The 20,295-nt window shown below is 68.4% G+C and carries 16 protein-coding genes and 2 pseudogenes; 11 read left to right on the top strand and 7 right to left on the bottom strand.

Going from position 1 to position 20,295, the window contains the following annotated elements:
* Nucleotides 1–53: 53 nt before the first annotated feature.
* Nucleotides 54–1,907, bottom strand: coding sequence for a dihydroxy-acid dehydratase (ilvD, locus tag EZH22_RS04315; RefSeq protein ID WP_203194536.1), 1,854 nt, complete (start codon nucleotides 1,905–1,907; stop codon nucleotides 54–56).
* A 235-nt stretch (nucleotides 1,908–2,142) separates the two neighbouring features.
* On the opposite strand from ilvD, the gene EZH22_RS04310 reads away from it, so the two are divergent.
* Entirely contained in the window at nucleotides 2,143–3,555 is a 1,413-nt protein-coding gene (locus tag EZH22_RS04310) for a pyridoxal phosphate-dependent decarboxylase family protein (RefSeq protein WP_203194535.1), read from the top strand.
* Nucleotides 3,556–3,565: 10 nt separating this feature from the next.
* Here the strand turns inward: EZH22_RS04310 and EZH22_RS04305 are convergent, their stop codons facing one another.
* On the bottom strand, nucleotides 3,566–4,084 hold the full coding sequence (locus EZH22_RS04305) for a DUF6456 domain-containing protein (RefSeq protein WP_203194534.1): 519 nt from the start codon (nucleotides 4,082–4,084) through the stop codon (nucleotides 3,566–3,568).
* Nucleotides 4,085–4,087: 3 nt separating this feature from the next.
* Nucleotides 4,088–4,468 carry a helix-turn-helix domain-containing protein gene (locus tag EZH22_RS04300; RefSeq protein ID WP_203194533.1) on the bottom strand — a complete coding sequence of 127 codons (381 nt, stop codon included), beginning with the start codon at nucleotides 4,466–4,468 and terminating at the stop codon, nucleotides 4,088–4,090.
* Nucleotides 4,469–4,689: 221 nt separating this feature from the next.
* Between EZH22_RS04300 and EZH22_RS04295 the strand changes: the two genes are divergently transcribed.
* Nucleotides 4,690–4,959, top strand: coding sequence for a hypothetical protein (locus tag EZH22_RS04295; protein ID WP_203194532.1), 270 nt, complete (start codon nucleotides 4,690–4,692; stop codon nucleotides 4,957–4,959).
* Nucleotides 4,960–4,977: 18 nt separating this feature from the next.
* Here the strand turns inward: EZH22_RS04295 and cysK are convergent, their stop codons facing one another.
* From cysK to coaBC, 4 genes are all read right to left on the bottom strand, one after another.
* Nucleotides 4,978–5,964 (bottom strand): cysteine synthase A, encoded by a 987-nt coding sequence (gene cysK, locus EZH22_RS04290; RefSeq protein ID WP_203194531.1) that lies wholly within the window; start codon nucleotides 5,962–5,964, stop codon nucleotides 4,978–4,980.
* An 84-nt stretch (nucleotides 5,965–6,048) separates the two neighbouring features.
* The gene (locus EZH22_RS04285) at nucleotides 6,049–6,489 is read right to left on the bottom strand and encodes an RrF2 family transcriptional regulator (protein ID WP_203194530.1); all 441 of its coding nucleotides are present in this window, start codon (nucleotides 6,487–6,489) and stop codon (nucleotides 6,049–6,051) included.
* A gap of 10 nt (nucleotides 6,490–6,499) precedes the next feature.
* Nucleotides 6,500–6,964 carry a dUTP diphosphatase gene (dut, locus tag EZH22_RS04280; RefSeq protein WP_203196375.1) on the bottom strand — a complete coding sequence of 155 codons (465 nt, stop codon included), beginning with the start codon at nucleotides 6,962–6,964 and terminating at the stop codon, nucleotides 6,500–6,502.
* Between the two features lie 22 nt (nucleotides 6,965–6,986).
* The gene (gene coaBC, locus EZH22_RS04275; RefSeq protein ID WP_203194529.1) at nucleotides 6,987–8,204 is read right to left on the bottom strand and encodes a bifunctional phosphopantothenoylcysteine decarboxylase/phosphopantothenate--cysteine ligase CoaBC; all 1,218 of its coding nucleotides are present in this window, start codon (nucleotides 8,202–8,204) and stop codon (nucleotides 6,987–6,989) included.
* A 230-nt stretch (nucleotides 8,205–8,434) separates the two neighbouring features.
* On the opposite strand from coaBC, the gene EZH22_RS04270 reads away from it, so the two are divergent.
* The 9 genes and pseudogenes from EZH22_RS04270 (at nucleotide 8,435) to nifH (ending at nucleotide 20,230) form a co-directional block, all read left to right on the top strand.
* Nucleotides 8,435–10,819, top strand: a complete 2,385-nt coding sequence (locus EZH22_RS04270; RefSeq protein WP_203194528.1) for a putative bifunctional diguanylate cyclase/phosphodiesterase — start codon at nucleotides 8,435–8,437, stop codon at nucleotides 10,817–10,819.
* A 206-nt stretch (nucleotides 10,820–11,025) separates the two neighbouring features.
* The gene (locus EZH22_RS04265; protein WP_203194527.1) at nucleotides 11,026–11,208 is read left to right on the top strand and encodes a hypothetical protein; all 183 of its coding nucleotides are present in this window, start codon (nucleotides 11,026–11,028) and stop codon (nucleotides 11,206–11,208) included.
* A 71-nt stretch (nucleotides 11,209–11,279) separates the two neighbouring features.
* Nucleotides 11,280–13,039 (top strand): annotated as a pseudogene (gene nifA, locus EZH22_RS04260) (nif-specific transcriptional activator NifA).
* Nucleotides 13,040–13,204: 165 nt separating this feature from the next.
* On the top strand, nucleotides 13,205–13,399 hold the full coding sequence (locus EZH22_RS04255) for a 4Fe-4S binding protein (RefSeq protein WP_138400548.1): 195 nt from the start codon (nucleotides 13,205–13,207) through the stop codon (nucleotides 13,397–13,399).
* A 263-nt stretch (nucleotides 13,400–13,662) separates the two neighbouring features.
* A complete protein-coding gene (gene sufB / locus EZH22_RS04250) occupies nucleotides 13,663–15,147 on the top strand; it encodes a Fe-S cluster assembly protein SufB (RefSeq protein WP_203194526.1) in 1,485 nt (494 codons plus the stop codon).
* 123 nt (nucleotides 15,148–15,270) lie between these two features.
* Nucleotides 15,271–15,960 (top strand): annotated as a pseudogene (gene sufC, locus EZH22_RS04245) (Fe-S cluster assembly ATPase SufC); the annotation flags it as partial.
* A gap of 4 nt (nucleotides 15,961–15,964) precedes the next feature.
* Nucleotides 15,965–17,308: a Fe-S cluster assembly protein SufD gene (gene sufD / locus EZH22_RS04240; RefSeq protein WP_203194524.1), complete on the top strand. Its 1,344-nt coding sequence runs from the start codon at nucleotides 15,965–15,967 to the stop codon at nucleotides 17,306–17,308.
* 20 nt (nucleotides 17,309–17,328) lie between these two features.
* Nucleotides 17,329–18,570: a cysteine desulfurase gene (locus tag EZH22_RS04235; protein ID WP_269902914.1), complete on the top strand. Its 1,242-nt coding sequence runs from the start codon at nucleotides 17,329–17,331 to the stop codon at nucleotides 18,568–18,570.
* Nucleotides 18,571–19,348: 778 nt separating this feature from the next.
* Complete coding sequence (nifH, locus tag EZH22_RS04230; RefSeq protein WP_203194474.1) at nucleotides 19,349–20,230, top strand: nitrogenase iron protein; 882 nt, start codon at nucleotides 19,349–19,351, stop codon at nucleotides 20,228–20,230.
* Nucleotides 20,231–20,295 lie beyond the last annotated feature (65 nt).

Raw genomic sequence — 20,295 nt, 5'->3', positions numbered from 1 at the left:
AACGCAAGGGCCGGCGCAGGCCGCCGGCCCCATATGGTGGCTGAGGCGAAACCTCAGCGCCTGAGGCGGCTCACGTCGCGCACCGCGCCGCGGGCGGCGGAGGTGGTGAGGGCGGCGTAGGCCTGGAGGGCCTGGGAGACCACGCGCTTGCGGCTCGAAGGCTTCCAGGCGGCGTCGCCCTTGGCGTCCATGGCGGCGCGGCGCTCGGCCAGCACCTCGTCGGACACCGCCACCCGGATCACCCGGTTGGGGATGTCGATCTCGATGGTGTCGCCTTCTTCCACGAGGCCGATGGCGCCGCCTTCCGCCGCTTCCGGCGAGCAATGGCCGATGGACAGGCCCGAGGAGCCGCCGGAGAAGCGGCCGTCGGTGACCAGCGCGCAGGCCTTCCCGAGGCCCTTCGACTTCAGGTAGGAGGTCGGATAGAGCATCTCCTGCATGCCCGGCCCGCCGCGCGGCCCCTCGTAGCGGATCAGCACCACGTCGCCGGGGGTGATGCGCCCGGTGGAGAGGATGGCCTCCACCGCCGCGTCCTGGCTCTCGAAGATGCGGGCCTTGCCGGTGAAGGTGAGGATGGAGGCGTCCACGCCCGCCGTCTTCACGATGCAGCCGTCCAGCGCGATGTTGCCGTAGAGCACGGCAAGGCCGCCATCCTTGGAATAAGCATGCGCCACGTCGCGGATGACGCCGGCCTCGCGGTCGAGGTCGAGGTCGTCCCAGCGGCGCGCCTGGCTGAACGCCACCTGGGTGGGCACGCCGCCGGGCGCGGCGCGGAAGAAGGTGGTGACGCTCTCGCTCTTGGTGCGGGCCACGTCCCAGCGCTCCAGCGCGTCGGCCATGGTGGCGGAATGCACGGTCGGCAGGTCGGTGTGGATGAGGCCGCCGCGATCCAGCTCGCCGAGGATGGCCATGATGCCGCCGGCGCGGTGCACGTCCTCCATGTGGATGTTGGCCACGGCGGGGGCGACCTTGCACAGCACCGGCACCGCGCGCGATAGGCGGTCGATGTCGGCCATGGTGAAGGGCACCTCGCCCTCGTTGGCGGCGGCGAGCAGGTGCAGCACCGTGTTGGTGGAGCCGCCCATGGAAATGTCCAGGGTCATGGCGTTCTCGAACGCCTTGAACGTGGCGATGGAGCGCGGCAGCACGCTGGCGTCGTCCTGCTCGTAATAGCGGCGGGCGAGGTCGACGATGAGGTGCCCGGCCTCGACGAATAGGCGCTCGCGGTCGGCATGGGTGGCGAGCACCGAGCCGTTGCCGGGCAGCGCCAGCCCGAGCGCCTCGGTGAGGCAGTTCATGGAATTGGCGGTGAACATGCCGGAGCACGAGCCGCAGGTGGGGCAGGCGGAGCGCTCCATCACCTGCACGTCGGCGTCGGAGACCTTCTCGTCGGCCGCCGCGATCATGGCGTCGATGAGGTCCACCTTCTTCTCGCCGGTGGAGAGCAGCACCTTGCCCGCCTCCATGGGCCCGCCGGAGACGAACACGGCCGGGATGTTGAGGCGCATGGCGGCCATCAGCATGCCGGGGGTGATCTTGTCGCAATTGGAGATGCAGACCATGGCATCGGCGCAGTGCGCGTTGACCATGTATTCCACGCTGTCGGCGATGATCTCGCGGGACGGCAGGGAATAGAGCATGCCGTCATGGCCCATGGCGATGCCGTCATCCACCGCGATGGTGTTGAATTCCTTGGCGACGCCGCCGGCCTTCTCGATCTCGCGCGCCACCAGCTGGCCGAGGTCCTTCAGGTGCACGTGCCCCGGCACGAACTGGGTGAAGGAATTGACCACCGCGATGATGGGCTTGCCGAAATCCCCGTCCTTCATGCCTGTGGCGCGCCACAGGCCGCGGGCGCCGGCCATGTTGCGGCCATGGGTGGAGGTGCGGGAGCGGTACTGGGGCATGTCCTCTCTTGCCTCTTATTCGGGGCGCCATGGCTTCGATCCGGCGCCCAAAGCTGTCGGTCGTCTTAGATCGCCGCACGCCTGGGGGAAAGGCCTTTCCCGCGCCGGAGCATCACGCCTGCCGGAGCGGCAAGGGGCGGGATACCGCCGGATGGGGCGCGGCCCCGCGATTTTCCTGCGCCGCTGAAGTCGGCTATGTCCCCCGCAGCGGCGGTCGCAGGCAAGGGGTCGAGGCATGGACGGGGAGGATTTCCGCCACTGGGCGCATGAAGCGGCGGACTTCGCCGCGCGCTATCGGGCGGGGCTGCGCGAAAAGCCGGTGCGCGCCGGCACGGCGCCGGGCGAGATCGCGGCGGCGCTGCCGGCCACGCCCCCGGAAGCGGCCGAGCCCATGGCCGACATCTTCGCCGACTTCGAGCGCATCGTCGTGCCCGGCATGACCCACTGGCAGCACCCGCGTTTCTTCGCCTATTTCCCGGCCAATGCGAGCCCGGCCAGCGTCATCGCCGAGTTCCTCACCTCGGCCATGGGCGCCCAGTGCCTGCTCTGGCAGACCTCCCCCGCCGCCACCGAGCTGGAGCAGGTGGCCCTGGACTGGCTGCGCCAGGCGGTGGGGCTGCCGGCGGACTTCACCGGGGTGATCCAGGATTCGGCGTCCTCCGCCACCTTGTGCGCCTTCCTGACCATGCGCGAGCGGGCGCTGGGCTTCACCGGCAACCAGGCCGGGCTGTCCGGCGCGCCGCGCCTGCGGGTCTACGCCTCGGGGGAGGTGCATTCCTCCATCGACCGGGCGGCGTGGTTCTCCGGCATCGGCGCCGACAATCTCATCCGCATCCCCACCGCCGGCCGCCTGCGCGGCATGGTGCCGGCGGCGCTGGAGGCGGCCATCCGCGCGGATCTCGCCGCCGGCTTCCGGCCGGCCGGCGTGGTGGCCTGCGTCGGTGGCACCAGCATCGGCGCCATGGACGACGTGGCCGCCGTGGTGGAGGTGGCGCACCGGCACGGTTTGTTCGTCCACGTGGATGCCGCTTGGGCGGGCACGGCCATGATCTGCCCCGAGTTCCGCACCCTCTGGGCGGGGGCGGAGGGGGCCGACAGCATCGTGCTCAACCCGCACAAGTGGCTCGGGGTGCAGTTCGACTGCTCGGCGCATTTCGTCCGCAGCATCGACGACCACCTGCGCACCATGGCCATCCAGCCGGAATACCTGCGCACGCACGGCCAGGACGACATCGTCAATTTCAGCGAGTGGACCATCCAGCTCGGCCGGCGCTTCCGGGCGCTGAAGCTGTGGTTCGTGCTGCGCGCGCACGGGCTCGAGGGCTTGCGCGGGATGATCCGCGACCACGTGCGCTGGTCGCAGGATCTGGCGGCGAGGCTTGCGGCGGAGCCGGGCTTCGCGCTCGCCTCCGAGCCGGTGCTCTCGCTCTTTTCCTTCCGGCATGATCCCGGCGACGGGCGCGACCTCGAGGTCCACAACCTGGCCCTGCTGCGGGTCATCAACGACGGCGGCGCCATCTACCTCACGCCGACGCGGGTGGACGGCCGCTTCGCCATCCGCTTCCAGGCCGGTTCCATGGAGACGACCGAGGCCGATGTGGCCGCGGCCTTCGACGTCATCCGCGCCGCGGCGCACGCCCTCGGTTGACCTGACGACATCAGGACGTGGCGGACGCGGTGTCGCCGCCGTCCGGCTCCGGCGCGGCGTGCCAGCTGCGCAGGGGCGCGCGGGGGCGGCCATGGGCGGCGCGGGCCAGCCCGTAATGGGTCGCCAGCCGGTCGAGGGCGAGGCCGAGCACCACCTTGGCGGTGCGTGCCGGCCACCCGTGCTCGCGCTCCACCAGCTCCAGGCCCTTCAGGAAGCAGCAGACGTCGAGGAGCACCCCGGACAGCTCCGGTCCCACCGCCGTGACCGCTCGGGAGACCCGGAGCTTGGCCGTCAGCACCATGTCGCTGAAGGTTTCAGGGGTGCCCGATCCGGCCACCTCGGTCCAGCGGCTGGTCACGCGCGGGGTGAGCTGGGCGCGGGTGAAGTCCGCCCGCAGGCGTTCGCCGGCGGTGAGCTGGGTGGCATCCACCAGGGATCGCCGCGCCAGCCAGGCGAGGGGGCTTTCCGCGAGATTGCGCGCGGGCGAGGTCTCCGCGCCGGGGCGGGAGGGGGAGGTGCGCCGGGCCATTCCTCAGCGCTCCATGACCCAGCGCAGGCATTCCTCCATCCGGGCCACCTTGCGGTCGAAGGCGGCCTGGTCGCGGAGATCCTCGATGCGGCGGCAGGCATGGGCGACGGTGGTCCGGTCGCGGCCGAAGGCGAGGGCCACTTCCGTCTGGGTGAGCCCCAGCGCCACATGGGCAAGATACATGGCGAGCTGTCGGGCGGCGGCCACCGGGGCGGTGCACCGATGCCGCGCCAGCAGCACCTCGACGCTGACGCCGGTGGCGGCGGCGACGAGGGCCGTGATCACCCGGTAGGACGTCCGCGAGCCGGTCGCGAGGTCCGCGCCGCAAGGGCCGTCGGCATCAGCGGACGCGCCGACGGAGGGAGAGGATACGAGATGATGCATGAAACCCCTCGTTGTAGGGAAATATTCCTACACGCATCATGCGAGTGTTCAAGGGGAGGGGGATAGATCCTGGCGGGCCATGCCCGGAGCCTTCAGGAAAGATATAATAATCACAACAAATTACTGGTATTCAGCCGAGCTCAGGGGTGGCGCGAAAGTAGGATTTTTATCCCCTGCACCGTGCGGCGGGCGAGCATGCCGGCCTCACGGGAGGCTCGATCATGCAACCTTTGGACATGCGCCATCCGCGCCTCCTCGCATTTCGCTGCGAGGAGGCGAAGGAGCAGGTGCTGCGGCAGCTGCCGGGGCTGGTGCTCTTCTGCGGCTGCCCGGCCGGCATCGCCCGGGCGCTGCGCCAGGCGCGCAAGGCGGCGCGGGCGGGGGATGCCGCCTACGACCCGGTGCGCCACGCGGCGCTGCTGCGCCTGGCCCGGCTGGGGACGCGGGCCGGCGTGGCCGGGCCAGGGAAGGCAAAGCCGCCGCCCGCGTGAGCCGGCGGCGGCCCGGCCTCAGAGACCCTCGAACAGGGCGGTGGAGAGGTAGCGTTCGGCGAAGGAGGGAACGATGGCCACCACGGTCTTGCCGGCCATGTCGTCGCGCACCGCGATCTCCAGCGCCGCGGCCACCGCCGCGCCGGAGGAGATGCCGCCGGGAATGCCCTCGTAGCGGGCCAGCGCCCGCGCCGTGTCGAAGGCGGTCTGGTTGCCCACCGTCACCACCTCGTCGATGATGGAACGGTCGAGCACTTCCGGAATGAAGCCGGCGCCGATGCCCTGGATCTTGTGCGGGCCGGGAGGGCCGCCGGACAGCACCGGGGAATCCTCGGGCTCCACCGCGATCATGCGCAGCGACGGCTTGCGCGGCTTCAGCACCTCGCCGATGCCGGTGATGGTGCCGCCGGTGCCGACGCCGGCCACCACCGCATCCACCTTGCCGTCGGTGTCGTTCCAGATCTCCTCCGCCGTGGTGCGGCGGTGGACCTCGGGGTTCGCCTTGTTCTTGAACTGCTGCGGCATCGCCGCCTTGGGCAAGTCGGCGATGAGCTGCTCGGCGCGCGCGACGGCGCCCTTCATGCCCAGGTTGGCCGGGGTCAGCACCAGCTCGGCGCCGAGCAGGGCCAGCATCTTGCGCCGCTCCACCGACATGCTCTCGGGCATCACCAGGATCAGCCGGTAGCCGCGCGCGGCGGCGACGAAGGCGAGGGCGATGCCGGTGTTGCCGGAGGTGGGCTCCACCAGGACGGTGTCTTGATCGATCGCCCCGGCCTTCTCCATGGCATCGATCATGGCGACGCCGATGCGGTCCTTCACGCTGGCGATGGGATTGAAGAATTCGAGCTTGGCCAGGATTTCGGCCTTGGCGCCGCGCAATTGCGGCAGGCGCTTGAGGCGGACCAGGGGCGTGTTGCCGATGGTCTCTGTGATGGAATCGTAGACGCGGCCGCGTCCCGGGCGCGGGAACGCGGCAGGCACGATCTTTGCGGCAGCTTCGGCCATGGGCGATCTCCTCTTGTGTGGCCGCCGGGTCGCGCGACGCGCGATCCGCTTGTAAATGGCGATATCGATTAAAGGCGAAAGCGATCAGATGGCGAAATCGATGCGATCGTGCTCGGAGCCATGGCCCTTTTCATCCGCCGTGCGGCAGAGATCCTCGAGGGTCACGCCGTCGAGGGCGGTGTCGAACGTGTCCTCGGCGAACGCGACCGCCGGTTGCACCACCTCGGTGACGAGGGGGGGCAGGACGATCTCCTTCTCCTCCTCGGCGCCTTCGACCACGCGGACGATCTCGGCCACCGAGACCCGCCGGCGCTCGCGCGCCAGTTCGTAGCCGCCGCGCGGCCCGCGCACGCCCTTGAGGACGCCAGCATGGACGAGCGCCTGGAGCACCGGTTCGAGCCGGCGGGGCGGCAGGCCGTGGCGGGCCGCGAGCGCCTTGGCGGCCACCGGCGCCCCTCGCGCGTGCACGGCCACGTCGACCACGGCAGCGATGGCGAGGAGGCTCTTGTCGGATAAACGCGGCATCTGAATGTAGCTATTTCTTTAATAACGGCATCCCGAGGCCTGTGGAGCCAAAACCACCGGAACCGCGTGCAGTTTCGCTCAAATTTCCGGATTCTTCCAGCATTATTTGGCAGACCGGCGCCACCACGAGCTGGGCGATGCGCATCCCGCGCGCCGCCTCGAACGCCTTCGGGCCGAAATTCACCAGCAGCACCAGCACCTCGCCGCGATAATCGCTGTCCACCGTTCCCGGCGCGTTGAGCACCGTGACGCCGTGGTTGCGGGCAAGGCCCGAGCGCGGCCGCACCTGGCCTTCGTAGCCCTCCGGCAAGGCGAGGGCGAAGCCGGTGGGAATGGCGGCGTAGCCCATGGGCGCGATGACGACCGGCGCATCCGCCGGCGCGGCGCATACGAGGTCGAGCCCCGCCGCGCCGGGCGTCGCATAGGCGGGAAGGGGAAGGTCGCCGGCGTGTGGCAGGCGCTGGATGCGGACCAGGGGCGGGTGGAGGAGGGGGTGTTCATGCGGCGCCTCCCGACAGCTCGGCGGCGATTCGCGCCACCAGGTGGCGGGCCACCTCTCCCTTCGTCGCCGAGGGCCAATCCTCCACGCCCGCCGCGGTCACCAGATGGACGGTGTTGCTGTCGCCGCCCATGATTCCCGTGGCCGGCGAGACGTCGTTGGCGACGATCCAGTCGCACCCCTTGCGCGCCCGCTTGGCCTGGGCGTGGGCCACCACCGTCTCGGTCTCGGCGGCGAAGCCCACCACCAGGCGCGGGCGCAGGGTATGGTGCCGCGACACTGTGGCGAGGATGTCTGGATTCTCCACCAGATGGAGCGCCGGCGCCCCGCCGGCGTCCTTCTTGATCTTCTGTTCCGCGGCATCGGCGACGCGCCAGTCGGCGACCGCGGCGGCGAAAACCGCGGCATCGACGGGCAGGTTCTCCTCCACCGCCGCCATCATCGCCCGCGCGCTCTCCACGCGGACCACCCTGACGCCGCGCGGATCGGCCACCTCCACCGGGCCGCTGACCAGCACCACCTCCGCCCCGGCCGCGCGGGCCGCGGCGGCGATGGCGTGCCCCTGCTTGCCGGACGAGCGGTTGGCGATGTAACGCACCGGATCGATGGGCTCATGGGTCGGCCCGGAGGTGACGAGGATGCGCCGGCCCTTGAGCAGGGGCGCGGCGGCGACGGCGAAATGGGCCTCGATGGCGGCGAGGATTTCCATCGGCTCGGCCATGCGGCCTTCGCCGAACTCGTCCCGCTCGGCCATGGCGCCGGCATTGGGTCCCACCATGACAATGCCGTCGGCGCGCAACTGCGCCACGTTGCGCCGGGTGGCGGGATGCACCCACATGCGCGGGTTCATGGCCGGAGCCATCAGCACCGGCTTGTCGGTGGCGAGAAGGGCGGTGGAGGCGAGATCGTCGGCGAAGCCGTGCGCCATCTTCGCCATGAGGTCGGCGGTGGCCGGCGCGACCACCACGAGATCCGCCTCGCGGGAGAGGCGGATGTGGCCGATGTCGTGCTCGGCGGTCAGATCGAACAGGTCGGTGAAGACCCGCTCGCCGGTGATGGCGCCCACCGACAGGGGCGTGACGAAATGCTGCGCGGCCCCGGTGAGGATGGGGCGGACGGCCGCCCCCCGCTCCTTCAGCCGGCGGATCAGCTCCAGGCACTTGTAGGCGGCGATCCCGCCGCCCATGCACAGGAGGATGCGTTTACCATCCAGCATGTGTCACCCTCCCCAGGCCACGGCGAGGCACGCCGCTCGTCCGACCGCATATAGCCTGCGCCGCGGGCCGGCGCGAGGCGACAGGTGGATGGCCGGCCGCCGGTGCGGAAGGGGGCTGCGGCAACAGTCTACCCGCGAGCGATAGATTCCTGAAATGCAACCACTTAATTCGGATCGCGGATCGCTCAGAAGGCTGGCGCGATGATCTGGCTCCTTGCTAGAATTTCCTGATGAGGGGCACATCGCATCCGGGTGCGCGTCCGGGGCAATCACCGGGCGCGGACGATCTGCGGCTTACGGCAGTCGGCGGCGAATTCGTCGACCGTGTGCGCGAAGCCCTGTTCCGCCTGGATCGGCTGGACGAAAGCCGCCGCAACGCGCGCATCCTGTTCGCCACCTCGGTCATTTTGAATTCGCTGTTTCTGCTGAGCGACTGGCGCTTCGCGGGGACCGCCCACTTCTACGTCGCGGTGCTGTCGCGATTCGCCGTGGTGGCGCTGTCGCTCGTCTGCCTGATCGCGGTGCAGTTCGCGGCGTCGGTGCGCACGACGGACGCCATCTACATCCTGTGGCAGTGGGGTACGGCCCTGGGCGTGGCGGTGCTGGTCAGCTCCCAGAGCGATCTGGCCCTGTTCGTCGTCATGCTGCTGCCCACCGTCTTCTATCTGGCGGTGCCGGTGCCGTTCGTGTGGCAGGTGGGCGGCGGCATCGGCTGTAGCCTGCTGCTGCTCTACGGCTATCTCGATTCGATGGTGGGGTGGCAGTTCGCGACCGGGCTCGGCCTCGCGGTGGCGGTGCTGAACGCGACGCTGATCCTGCTCGTGTCCCGCACGAACCGCATGGAGCGCCAGTACTGGGACGCGGTGCGGGCGGAGCGCGACGCCAACCAGCGCCTGCAGGCGAGCGAGAACGTCCTCGAGAACACCTTCCAGGCGGTGCCGGTTCCCCTCGTGGTGGCGAGGATGAAGGACGGACGCACCATCAAGGCGAACGAGGCGGCCCGCCGCTTCTTCCGCCCCGGCGGAACGCTCGATCGTCCCGCGGGGCTGTGCGAAACCTGCCTGGCCCCCGCCGTGGCCGAGGAGTTCCGGCACCGGATCGACGCCGAGGGATCGGTCACCGACTTCGAAACCTCGATCCGGCTCGCCGACGGCAGCGAGCGGCGGGTGGTGATCGCCGCGGCGCTTGCGTCCGGCGAGCCGTCACCCAGCGTCATTGCGGCGATCGTCGACGTGACCGATCGCCTGGTGGCGGAGCAGCAGGCGCGCCACGACGCCACCCACGATGCCCTCACCGGGCTGCCGAACCGGGCGGCCTTCCACGACAGCCTCAGCGCCGCGATGGCCCGCCGCAGGTCCGACGAGGGGATCTGCATCCTGCTCATCGACCTCGACGGCCTCAAGGATGTGAACGACACCCTCGGCCACGACGCGGGGGATGCCGTGCTCATGGAGACGGCGAATCGCCTGGACACGCTGCTCGACCAGCGCGGCATCCTCGCCCGCCTCGGCGGCGACGAGTTCGTGGCGGTGGTGGAGGGACCCGATCCGGTCGAGGCCGGGCGCCGGCTCGCCCACTCCATCCTGGCCGAGCTGCGCCGGCCGTTCGCCCATTCCGGCCGGCATTTCTCCACCCGCGCCAGCATCGGCCTCGCGGTCTGTCCGGACCACGACAACCAATATGGCGAGCTGATGAAGGACGCGGACCTCGCCCTTTATGCCGCCAAGCAGCAGGGGCGCAACCGCGCCGTGGTCTACACCCCCGCCATGCGGCAGGTGGTGGCGGAGCGGGTGGCGCTGAACCGCGCCATGATCGCGGCCCTCGCCGACGACGAGATCATTCCGTTCTACCAGCCCAAGGTTTCGCTCACCACCGGGCGCATCGCCGGGCTCGAGGCCCTGGTGCGCTGGCGGCGCTCGCCGCACAACGTGCTGTCGCCCTCGGCCTTCGAGGCCGCGCTTACCGACCCCGAGCTGGCGGTGATGATCGGCGAACGCATGGTTCGCCGGGTGAGCAGCGACGTGCGGGGCTGGATCGAGGCCGGCTACGATTGCGGCCGGGTGGCCATCAACCTGTCGCCGGCCCAGTTCACCCACCGCGACCTCGCCTCGACCCTGCTGCGCCAGTTCCATGCGGCGGGGGTGGAGCCGTCCCATTTCGACGTGGAGATCACCGAGACGGTCTTCCTCGGCCGCAGCTCGGACCACGTGGCGCCCATCCTCGACGACCTCTACCGGGCCGGCGTGCGCATCGCCCTCGACGATTTCGGCACCGGCTATGCCGGCCTCATCCACCTGAAGCAGCTGCCCATCGACACCATCAAGATCGACCAGAGCTTCGTGAAGGACATCGAGAGCGACGCCTTCGACACCGCCATCGTCTGCGCCGTGATCGAGCTTGGGCGCAACCTCGGCATGAAGGTGGTGGCGGAGGGACTGGAGACGGTGGGCCAGGCGCGCTTCCTGTGGGAGAAAGGCTGCGAGCTGGCGCAGGGCTTCCTCTTCTTCCGTCCGCTCGGCGACGTGGACATGACCGAGGTGCTGCGGTCGGAAGACGACGCCGCCGCGGCGGCGCGGCTCGCCATGTTCCTTCCGGACAATCGCGATCCGTCCTGAAATCCCCGAGCCGGTTTGATTCCAGACGGGGATCTCAAGAGTGTTCCGCCAGGGCCGGCACGCCCCCGGCCCCAGCTGTTCCGGCCCCGGCGGTTTCGGCCTCGGCGGTTTCGGCCTCGGCCTTGGGCCTGAGCCGCGCCGTCCCCACCGGCTCCCGGTGCGCCTTTATTTCCGCCGCATTGAGGAAAGTTACGGCAAGGCCTGCCGTGGATGATTTCGCAAAGCGAAATCTTTTTTCGACACCTGAGACATTTCGTCCCTTTCCCGACAATCCCGGCGGCGTTTCTGGCCGGATCTTGGCGGATTTCGGCGCACCGATAGACGTTTGCAACAAACTGCCTAAAGCTGCGCCAACTTTTGCCTTTACCTTGGGCACGACATCAGAATGAAACTAAATCAAAGTGTCGCTAATCATACAAAAACGGTGGGATGGAGAGCCTGGGGTGATGGAGACAGCACCATGGTCCAGCACGAAGCGTTGCAAATCGAGCGTGAGCAGCCTCGCGCGCACGTTCCCCTCGTCTCCCTGAGCGATGTCGCGCTCACGGGCATCTACGAAATCTCGAAGATCCTGACGGCGCCGAACCGCCTCGAAACCACCCTGTCGAGCGTCGTCAATCTTCTGTCGTCCTTCATGCAGATGCGCCATGGCGTGATCTCGCTGCTCGAGGACGACGGCATTCCCGACATCACCGTCGGCGCCGGCTGGAACGAGGGCACGGATGCGCGGTACCGCGCGCGCCTGCCGGAGAAGGCCATCGGCCAGGTGATCGCCACCGCGGTCCCGCTGATCGCCGAGAATGTCGCGTCCCATCCCGCCTTCAATGCGGCGGATGCCGCGGCCATGGGCGCGAGCGAGGATACGCGGGTGTCCTTCATCGGGGTGCCGATCCGGGTCGCCTCGCGTGTCATCGGCACGCTCACCATTGACCGGGTGTGGGACGGACGCTCCGTCTTCCGGCTCGATTCCGATGTGCGCTTCCTCACCATGGTGGCCAATCTCATCGGCCAGACGGTGCAGCTGCATCGGGTGGTCTCGCGCGACCGCGAGCGGCTGATGGCCGAGAGCGGACGGCTGCAGAAGGAGCTTTCCGAGCTCAAGCCGGCGGTCGGCCGCGAGCGCAAGCGCGTCTATGTGGACGGCATCATCGGCGAAAGCCGCGAGATCCGTTCCCTGCTCGACAAGATCATGATCGTCGCCAAGTCCCATTCGCCCGTCTTGCTGCGCGGCGAGAGCGGCACCGGCAAGGAGCTCATCGCCAAGGCGATCCACGAGCTCTCCCCGCGCGCCAAGGGACCGTTCATCAAGCTGAACTGCGCGGCGCTGCCGGAATCGGTACTCGAATCCGAGCTGTTCGGCCACGAGAAGGGGCCTTCACCGGCGCGGTGGGCGCGCGCAAGGGCCGCTTCGAGCTGGCCGACAAGGGCACGCTCTTCCTCGACGAGATCGGCGAGATCTCGCCGTCCTTCCAGGCCAAGCTGCTGCGCGTGCTGCAGGAGCAGGAGTTCGAGCGGGTCGGCGGCAGCCACACGCTGAAGGTGAATGTGCGCGTGGTCGCCGCCACCAACCGCAATCTTGAAGAGGCGGTGGCCAAGAACGAGTTCCGCGCCGATCTCTACTACCGCATCAGCGTCATCCCCGTGCTCGTTCCCTCGCTGCGCGACCGCCGGGGCGACATCCCGCTGCTCGCCAATGAGTTCCTCGACCGCTTCAACCGCGAGAACGGCCGCGACCTGGCCTTCAATCCGGATGCCATGGAAGTCCTCATGGGCTGCGGCTTCCCCGGCAACGTGCGCGAGCTCGAGAACTGCGTGCAGCGCACGGCGACCCTCGCCGAGGGCGGCTCCATCGTCGGCGACGACTTCGCCTGTCGCCACAACGAATGCCTCTCGGCCCTGCTGTGGCGGAGCCCGGCGGAGGCGCCGACGCGCCGTCCGGTGGATATCCCGCTGCCGGTGATCCCGTCCCATCCGCCGGTGGGCGCCGAGCCGGCCAATTCCAACGCCATCACCCGCCTGCCGGTGGCGCCCCTCGTGCCGGCGCCGCAGCCGGTGCGGGCCGCCGTGAACGACGAGGACCTGTCGGAGCGCGAGCGGCTGGTGGACGCCATGGAGCGCGCCGGATGGGTGCAGGCCAAGGCGGCGCGCCTGCTGGGCCTCACGCCGCGCCAGATCGGCTACGCCCTGAAGAAGCACGACGTTGAGATCAAGCGCTTCTGATCGCGACACGCGCGCTGTCGCACTTGCGACACGTTGTCGGGGGAGCGACAGCGCGCTGAAGGGCTGGGGCGAAAAATAATAATTCTAATTCAATGGGTTGGCGGCTGGCACAGTGCTTGAAAGGGATGGGGGCCTGCCATCATCTGCACAGCGCGGAGCTAGCCCATGGCCTACAAGATCATTACGTCCCAGTGCACCGTCTGTGGCGCCTGCGAGTTCGAATGCCCGAACGCCGCCATCAGCCTGAAGAACGACACCTACATCATCAATCCGAAGAAGTGCACGGAGTGCGAGGGTAGCTTCGAGACCCCGCAGTGCGCGGTCGTGTGCCCGGTCGAGAACACCTGCGTTCCGGCCTGACGGCCTGATGGCGGGCGGCCCCGGCCGCGCCTTTTCGCGCGGTCCCGGGCCCGCCGCCGGGCAGCGTTCGACGAACGCATCCGGTGGCCTGAAGGCGAGAGGTGGCGGATGGACCGTCTCCCCTCCCCGATCGTGTCGCGGCCGGATGCGCCCCGTTGCGGGGCGCGGGACCATCGGCTTCAGGGGGCGAGCAGCCCTCATCTGCGGAGTGCGCCGCCCGGTTCGCGGGCGCGCCGCCGCTGGCAAGTTGAACGGAGGGACATATGGCGGCCGTACAGGACACAGTCGAACAGGTTCGCTCCATCGACGTCGACCAGTACAAATACGGGTTCGAGACGCTGATCGAATCCGAGAAGGCGCCCAAGGGCCTGTCCGAGGAGGTGATCCGCTTCATCTCCGCCAAGAAGGAAGAGCCCGAATGGATGCTCCAGTGGCGGCTTGACGCCTATGCCCGCTGGCTCACCATGCAGGAGCCCGAATGGGCGCGGGTGAGCTTCCCGCAGATCGACTATCAGGACCTCTATTACTTCTCCCAGCCGAAGCAGTTCAAGGCGCCGAAGTCCCTCGACGAGGTCGACCCGGAGATCCTGAAGACCTACGAGAAGCTGGGAATTCCGCTGCGCGAGCAGGAAATCCTCGCCGGCGTGGAGATCCCCGAGGGCGAGCGGCCGAAGATCGCGGTGGACGCGGTGTTCGACAGCGTCTCGGTGGCCACCACCTTCAAGGAGGAGCTGAAGGCGGCGGGCGTGATCTTCATGCCCATCTCGGAAGCCCTGCGCGAGCATCCGGAACTGGTGAAGCAGTATCTCGGCTCCGTGGTGCCGACCACCGACAATTACTATGCGACGCTGAACTCTGCGGTCTTCTCCGACGGGTCCTTCGTCTACATCCCGCCGGGCGTGCGCTGCCCGATGGAGCTGTCGACCTATTTCCGCATCAACGAGAAGAATACCGGGCAGTTCGAGCGCACGCTGATCATCGCCGACAAGGGCTCCTACGTCTCCTATCTCGAAGGCTGCACCGCGCCCATGCGCGACGAGAACCAGCTGCACGCCGCGGTGGTGGAACTGGTGGTCCTCGACGACGCGGAGATCAAGTATTCGACGGTGCAGAACTGGTACCCCGGCGATGCCGAGGGCAAGGGCGGCATCTACAATTTCGTGACCAAGCGCGGCGACTGCCGGGGGAAGAACTCCAAGATCTCCTGGACCCAGGTGGAGACCGGATCGGCCATCACCTGGAAGTATCCGAGCTGCGTGCTGCGCGGAGACGGCTCTTCCGGCGAGTTCTACTCCATCGCCATCTCCAATGGCCGCCAGCAGGTGGACAGCGGCACCAAGATGATCCATCTCGGCAAGAACACTTCGAGCCGGATCATCTCCAAGGGCATCTCGGCGGGACGCTCCAACAACACCTATCGCGGCCTCGTGTCGGCGCATCGGAAGGCGGCAGGAGCCCGCAACTTCACAAACTGCGATTCGCTGCTCATCGGCGACCAGTGCGGCGCGCACACCGTGCCCTACATCGAGGCGAAGAACCCGACCGCCCAGTTCGAGCACGAGGCGACCACCTCGAAGATCTCCGAGGACATGCTGTTCTACTGCATGCAGCGCGGCCTCACTCAGGAAGACGCCGTCGCCCTCGTGGTCAACGGCTTCGTGCGCGACGTGCTCCAGCAGCTCCCCATGGAGTTTGCCGTGGAGGCGCAGAAGCTCATCTCCATCAGCCTGGAAGGCAGTGTCGGCTGACGCTGCCTTCTTCCTTTAATCGCCGGGCAACAAGAACCAGAGGATCTTCATCATGGCTCCCCTTCTCGAAATCAAGGACCTCCATGCCGAGATCGCTGGGGGCGCAAGATTATCAACGGGATGAACCTCACCATCAATCCGGGCGAGGTTCACGCCATCATGGGGCCGAACGGGGCGGGCAAGTCCACGCTCTCCTACGTGCTCTCCGGCAAGCCCGGCTACGAGATCACCGGCGGCGAGGTGCTCTTCCGCGGTGTCGACCTGCTGGCGCTGTCGCCCGACGAGCGGGCGGCTCAGGGCCTGTTCCTCTGCTTCCAATATCCGCTCGAAATCCCCGGCGTTTCCAACATGGCGTTCCTGCACACGGCGGTGAACAGCCAGCGCCGCAAGCGCGGCGAGGTGGAGTTCACCTCGCCGGAACTGGTGCGCAAGGTGCGCGAGCTGGGCAAGACCCTCGGCATCGACGCCGACATGCTGAAGCGCCCGGTGAACGTGGGCTTCTCCGGCGGCGAGAAGAAGCGCAACGAAACCCTGCAGATGATGCTGCTGGAGCCCTATCTGTGCGTGCTCGACGAGGCGGATTCCGGCCTCGACATCGACGCCCTGAAGGTGGTGTCCAACGGCGTGAACGCCATGCGCTCGCCCGAGCGCTCCATGCTGGTGATCACCCACTACCAGCGCCTGCTCGACTACATCGTGCCGGACGTGGTGCACGTCTTCTCCGCCGGCCGCATCGTGCATTCCGGCGGCAAGGAGCTCGCCCTCGAGCTGGAGGCCACCGGCTACGCGCAATACCAGAACGAGGCGGCGTGATCCCATGGCAGCCCAGACCTCTGCCCCGATCCGTCCCTTGAAGACCAGCGCCGAGCTGGCCCTGGCCGAAACCTTCGCGGCCGCGCGCACCGCCCTTCCGGGCGGGCGGGAGGTGGCGGCCCAGCGCGCCGCCGCCTTCGACACGTTCGCCGATGCCGGCCTGCCGCACCGCCGGGTGGAGGCCTGGCGCTATACCGACCTGCGCGCCCTCATGCGGGACGCCAAGCCGCTGGCGACGCCTCCGGATGCGCAGGCCAAGGCCCAGGCGGCGACGGCCGGCGCCATGCTCGCGGGCCTCGGGGCGCGCCGGCTGGTTCTGGTCAACGGCGCCTTCGTGCCCGAATTGTCGGATCTCGCCGCCCTGGAGCCCGGCCTGTCCATCCGCGCCATGGCGCAGGCCCTGTCGGACGGGGACGCGCTGGTCAGCGCCCATCTCGGCAAGACGGTGTCGTCCGCCGACGCGGTGCTCGCCCTCAACACCGCGCTCATGGGCGACGGCGTGGTGGTGCACGTGGCCAGGGGTGCGGTCATCGCGCGGCCCATCGAGCTGGTCTGCGTGACCACGGAGGCAACCCCTGTCGCCACCTTCACCCGGTCCCTCGTCGTGGTGGAGGACGAGGCCAGCCTCACCCTCATCGAGAGCCATGAGGGGCCAGCCGGCGTCGCCTACCAAGTGAACACGGCGCTGGAGCTGGTGGTGGGCGCCGGCGCGAGCGTCGAGCGGGTGAAGATCACCACCGAGGGGTCGGACGCGGTGCATCTCGCCACGCTGCTCGCCCGGGTCGACGCGCACGCCAGGTTTTCCAACACCTTCTTCACCACCGGCGGCGCGGTGGTGCGCAACCAGCTGCTGCTGCATCTGGCGGGGGAGGCGATCTCCGCCCACATGGGCGGCGTCAGCCTGCTGGCCGGCAAGCAGCACGCGGACACCTTGCTCTCGGTGGACCATGCGGCGCCCGCCGGCGAAAGCCGGGAATCCTTCCGTGCCGTCCTCGATGGCTCGTCCCAGGACATCTTCCAGGGCAAGATCGCGGTGCGCCAGGCGGCGCAGAAGACCGACGCCCGCATGCTGAGCCGCGCCTTGCTGCTCACCGAGACCGCCGAGGCCTGCAACAAGCCGGAGCTGGAGATCTTCGCCGACGACGTGCAGTGCGGCCATGGCTGCACCACCGGCACCCTCGACCAGCAGCTGCGCTTCTACCTCATGTCCCGCGGCATTCCCGCCAAGGAAGCGGAGGCCCTGCTGATCCAGGCCTTTGTCGGCGAGGTGGTGGACGCCATCGGCAACGAAGGCGTGCGCACGGCCCTCACGGACGCGACGCAAGCCTGGCTGCTCGGGCGGGAGTGAGTGATGCTGCCCACGCCCCCCTGCATCCCGCCGTCTCGAACGGCGGCTACGACGTGATGCGCGTGCGCGAGGATTTTCCCATCCTCGACCTCAAGGTGAACGGCAAGCCGCTGGTCTATCTGGACAACGGCGCCTCGGCTCAGAAGCCGAGGCAGATGCTCGACCGCATCCAGCAGGTCTACACCTGCGAATACGCCAACGTGCATCGCGGCCTGCACTATCTCGCCAATGCCGCGACCGAGGCCTATGAGGGCGGGCGCGCCCGGGTGCAGCGCTTCCTCAACGCGGCGCGGCCGGAGGAGATCGTCTTCACCCGCAGCGCCACCGAGGCCATCAACCTCGTCGCCGCCACCTTCGGCAAGGCCCGCATCAAGCCGGGCGACGAGATCGTCCTGTCCATCATGGAGCACCACGCCAACATCGTGCCGTGGCACTTCCTGCGCGAGAACCAGGGCGCGGTGCTGAAGTGGGCGCCGGTGGACGACGAGGGCAACTTCCTCATGGAGGCGTTCGAGGCCCTGCTCACCGAGCGCACCAAGATGGTGGCCATCACCCAGATGTCCAACGTGCTCGGCACCACCGTCCCGGTGAAGGAGGTGGTGCAGATCGCCCATGCCCGCGGCATCCCGGTTCTGGTGGACGGCTCCCAGGGCGCCGTGCACCTCGACGTGGACGTGCAGGACCTCGACTGCGACTTCTACATCATCACCGGCCACAAGCTCTACGGGCCCACCGGCATCGGCGCGCTCTACGGCAAGTACGAGCACCTGGAGGCCATGCCGCCCTTCAACGGCGGCGGCGAGATGATCCGCGAAGTCCGGCAGGACACCATCACCTACGGCGATCCGCCGCACCGCTTCGAGGCCGGCACCCCGGCCATCGTCCAGGCCGCCGGCCTCGGGGCGGCGCTGGACTATATCGAGTCCATCGGCAAGGCCCGCATCCGCGCGCACGAGGCGGAATTGACCCGCTACGCCCAGGAGCGGCTGGGCGAGCTCAATTCGGTGCGCATCATCGGCACGGCCAAGGACAAGGGCGCCATCATCTCCTTCGAGATCAAGGGCGGGCACGCGCACGACTTCGCGACGCTGATCGACAATGACGGCATCGCCGTGCGCGCGGGCACCCATTGCGCCATGCCGCTGCTGGAGCGGTTCGGTGTCTCCGCCACCTGCCGGGCCTCGTTCGGTCTCTATAATACGCGCGAGGAAGTGGACCGCTTCGTCGCGGCCCTGAGCAAGGCCCAGGAATTGATCGGCTAGAGCAGGCGTCGATGAGCCTGCCTGGCAGGCTCATCGGGTCCCGCGCCCGCCGGCGTCGGGCGAGCTGGCCATGGATCCGGGCAGCGCATCCGGCCGCCCTCGCGGGTGTCGGGCAATGCGCCGACGAGCGGCTCCCGCGAGGCTCCTGACATGCACGCCGGCCTGTTCCCTGTGTGGACCGGCCCCGGGTCTCGGCCGGATTTGCGCCCGCGCCCTGCGCCGGCACCGCCGACCCTTCTCTCTTCTCTCCCCTCTCCCCTCTCCCCTCGCGACGCCGAAGGCACGCATGGTCGGCATGTCGAACCTTCCTTCAATTGCCGGTCCCGATGCGACGGCAATTCCGTCGGCCCCAGCGGGGCGCCCCCGGCGCCGCGGGAGGGCAGGGCAGGGCGGCCCGGACCGTCGCCGGCCCGATGGAAATCCAAAGCCATTGTCATCTTCCTGCCAGCCGCGGATGCCGCCGCCGGAGTGTCCTGTTTCAAACAGCCCTAAACTGCCGTGTCGGCCACGAAAGGCCAGTGTCGGGTTTTCAACACGCCGGAATTGGCTCCGACACATCAAATAAGCCTTTGATTTATAAAGGAAAAAATGACAGCCGGTGGATGGCACAGTCGTTGCTAACTCCTATTGCAGGCGCCAGGTTGCTGGCTTGTGGGCCCTCCAGCGGCCCACGTCCGCATCCGCGCCGGAGTGCAACGTCCGCGAATGTGTCGCTACCGCGCGCCACATCCGTCCCGGACAGAACCGAAGCTCGGCTCCAGGTTCGAAGGAGAGCAAGATGTCGCTGCGACAGATCGCGTTTTACGGCAAGGGTGGCATTGGCAAGTCCACCACGTCCCAGAACACCCTGGCTGCGCTTGCGCAGATGGGCCACAAGATCCTCATCGTGGGCTGCGACCCGAAGGCGGATTCGACGCGCCTGATCCTGCACGCGAAGGCGCAGGACACCATCCTTTCGCTGGCCGCGAACGCGGGTTCGGTGGAAGACCTCGAGCTCGAGGACGTGATGAAGGTGGGCTTCCAGGACATCCGCTGCGTGGAGTCTGGTGGTCCGGAGCCGGGCGTCGGCTGCGCCGGCCGCGGCGTGATCACCTCGATCAACTTCCTTGAGGAGAACGGCGCGTACGAGGACATCGACTACGTGTCCTACGACGTTCTTGGCGACGTGGTGTGCGGCGGGTTCGCCATGCCGATCCGCGAGAACAAGGCGCAGGAAATCTACATCGTCATGTCGGGCGAGATGATGGCCATGTATGCGGCCAACAACATCTCGAAGGGGATCCTGAAGTATGCGAACTCCGGCGGCGTGCGCCTGGGCGGGCTGGTGTGCAACGAGCGCCAGACCGACAAGGAGCTGGAGCTTGCGGAAGCGCTTGCGGCCAAGCTTGGCACGCAGCTGATCTACTTCGTGCCGCGCGACAACATCGTGCAGCACGCGGAGCTGCGCCGCATGACGGTGATCGAGTATGCGCCGGACAGCGGCCAGGCGCAGCATTACCGGAACCTTGCGACCAAGGTTCACGGCAATGCCGGCAACGGCATCATCCCGACCCCCATCACCATGGACGAGCTCGAGGACATGCTGATGGAGCACGGCATCATGAAGGCCGTCGACGAGAGCCAGGTCGGAAAGACCGCATCCGAGCTCGCCGTCGGCTGACGCTGTCACACGGGCCGGCCTCCATTTCGAGGCCGGCCTACACGGCATTCCAAACGAGAGCGAGA

It is taken from the genome of Xanthobacter dioxanivorans, from assembly GCF_016807805.1.
GTDB lineage: Bacteria > Pseudomonadota > Alphaproteobacteria > Rhizobiales > Xanthobacteraceae > Xanthobacter > Xanthobacter dioxanivorans.
This window is presented reverse-complemented; position numbering and strand designations above follow the sequence as displayed.

Excerpts from the sequence above, each read along its gene's own strand:
- ilvD (WP_203194536.1), bottom strand. The coding sequence starts at position 1,907 with ATGCCCCAGTACCGCTCCCGCACCTCCACCCATGGCCGCAACATGGCC.
- EZH22_RS04310 (WP_203194535.1), top strand. The coding sequence starts at position 2,143 with ATGGACGGGGAGGATTTCCGCCACTGGGCGCATGAAGCGGCGGACTTC.
- EZH22_RS04305 (WP_203194534.1), bottom strand. The coding sequence starts at position 4,084 with ATGGCCCGGCGCACCTCCCCCTCCCGCCCCGGCGCGGAGACCTCGCCC.
- EZH22_RS04300 (WP_203194533.1), bottom strand. The coding sequence starts at position 4,468 with ATGCATCATCTCGTATCCTCTCCCTCCGTCGGCGCGTCCGCTGATGCC.
- EZH22_RS04295 (WP_203194532.1), top strand. The coding sequence starts at position 4,690 with ATGCAACCTTTGGACATGCGCCATCCGCGCCTCCTCGCATTTCGCTGC.
- cysK (WP_203194531.1), bottom strand. The coding sequence starts at position 5,964 with ATGGCCGAAGCTGCCGCAAAGATCGTGCCTGCCGCGTTCCCGCGCCCG.
- EZH22_RS04285 (WP_203194530.1), bottom strand. The coding sequence starts at position 6,489 with ATGCCGCGTTTATCCGACAAGAGCCTCCTCGCCATCGCTGCCGTGGTC.
- coaBC (WP_203194529.1), bottom strand. The coding sequence starts at position 8,204 with ATGCTGGATGGTAAACGCATCCTCCTGTGCATGGGCGGCGGGATCGCC.
- EZH22_RS04270 (WP_203194528.1), top strand. The coding sequence starts at position 8,435 with ATGAGGGGCACATCGCATCCGGGTGCGCGTCCGGGGCAATCACCGGGC.
- EZH22_RS04255 (WP_138400548.1), top strand. The coding sequence starts at position 13,205 with ATGGCCTACAAGATCATTACGTCCCAGTGCACCGTCTGTGGCGCCTGC.
- sufB (WP_203194526.1), top strand. The coding sequence starts at position 13,663 with ATGGCGGCCGTACAGGACACAGTCGAACAGGTTCGCTCCATCGACGTC.
- sufD (WP_203194524.1), top strand. The coding sequence starts at position 15,965 with ATGGCAGCCCAGACCTCTGCCCCGATCCGTCCCTTGAAGACCAGCGCC.
- nifH (WP_203194474.1), top strand. The coding sequence starts at position 19,349 with ATGTCGCTGCGACAGATCGCGTTTTACGGCAAGGGTGGCATTGGCAAG.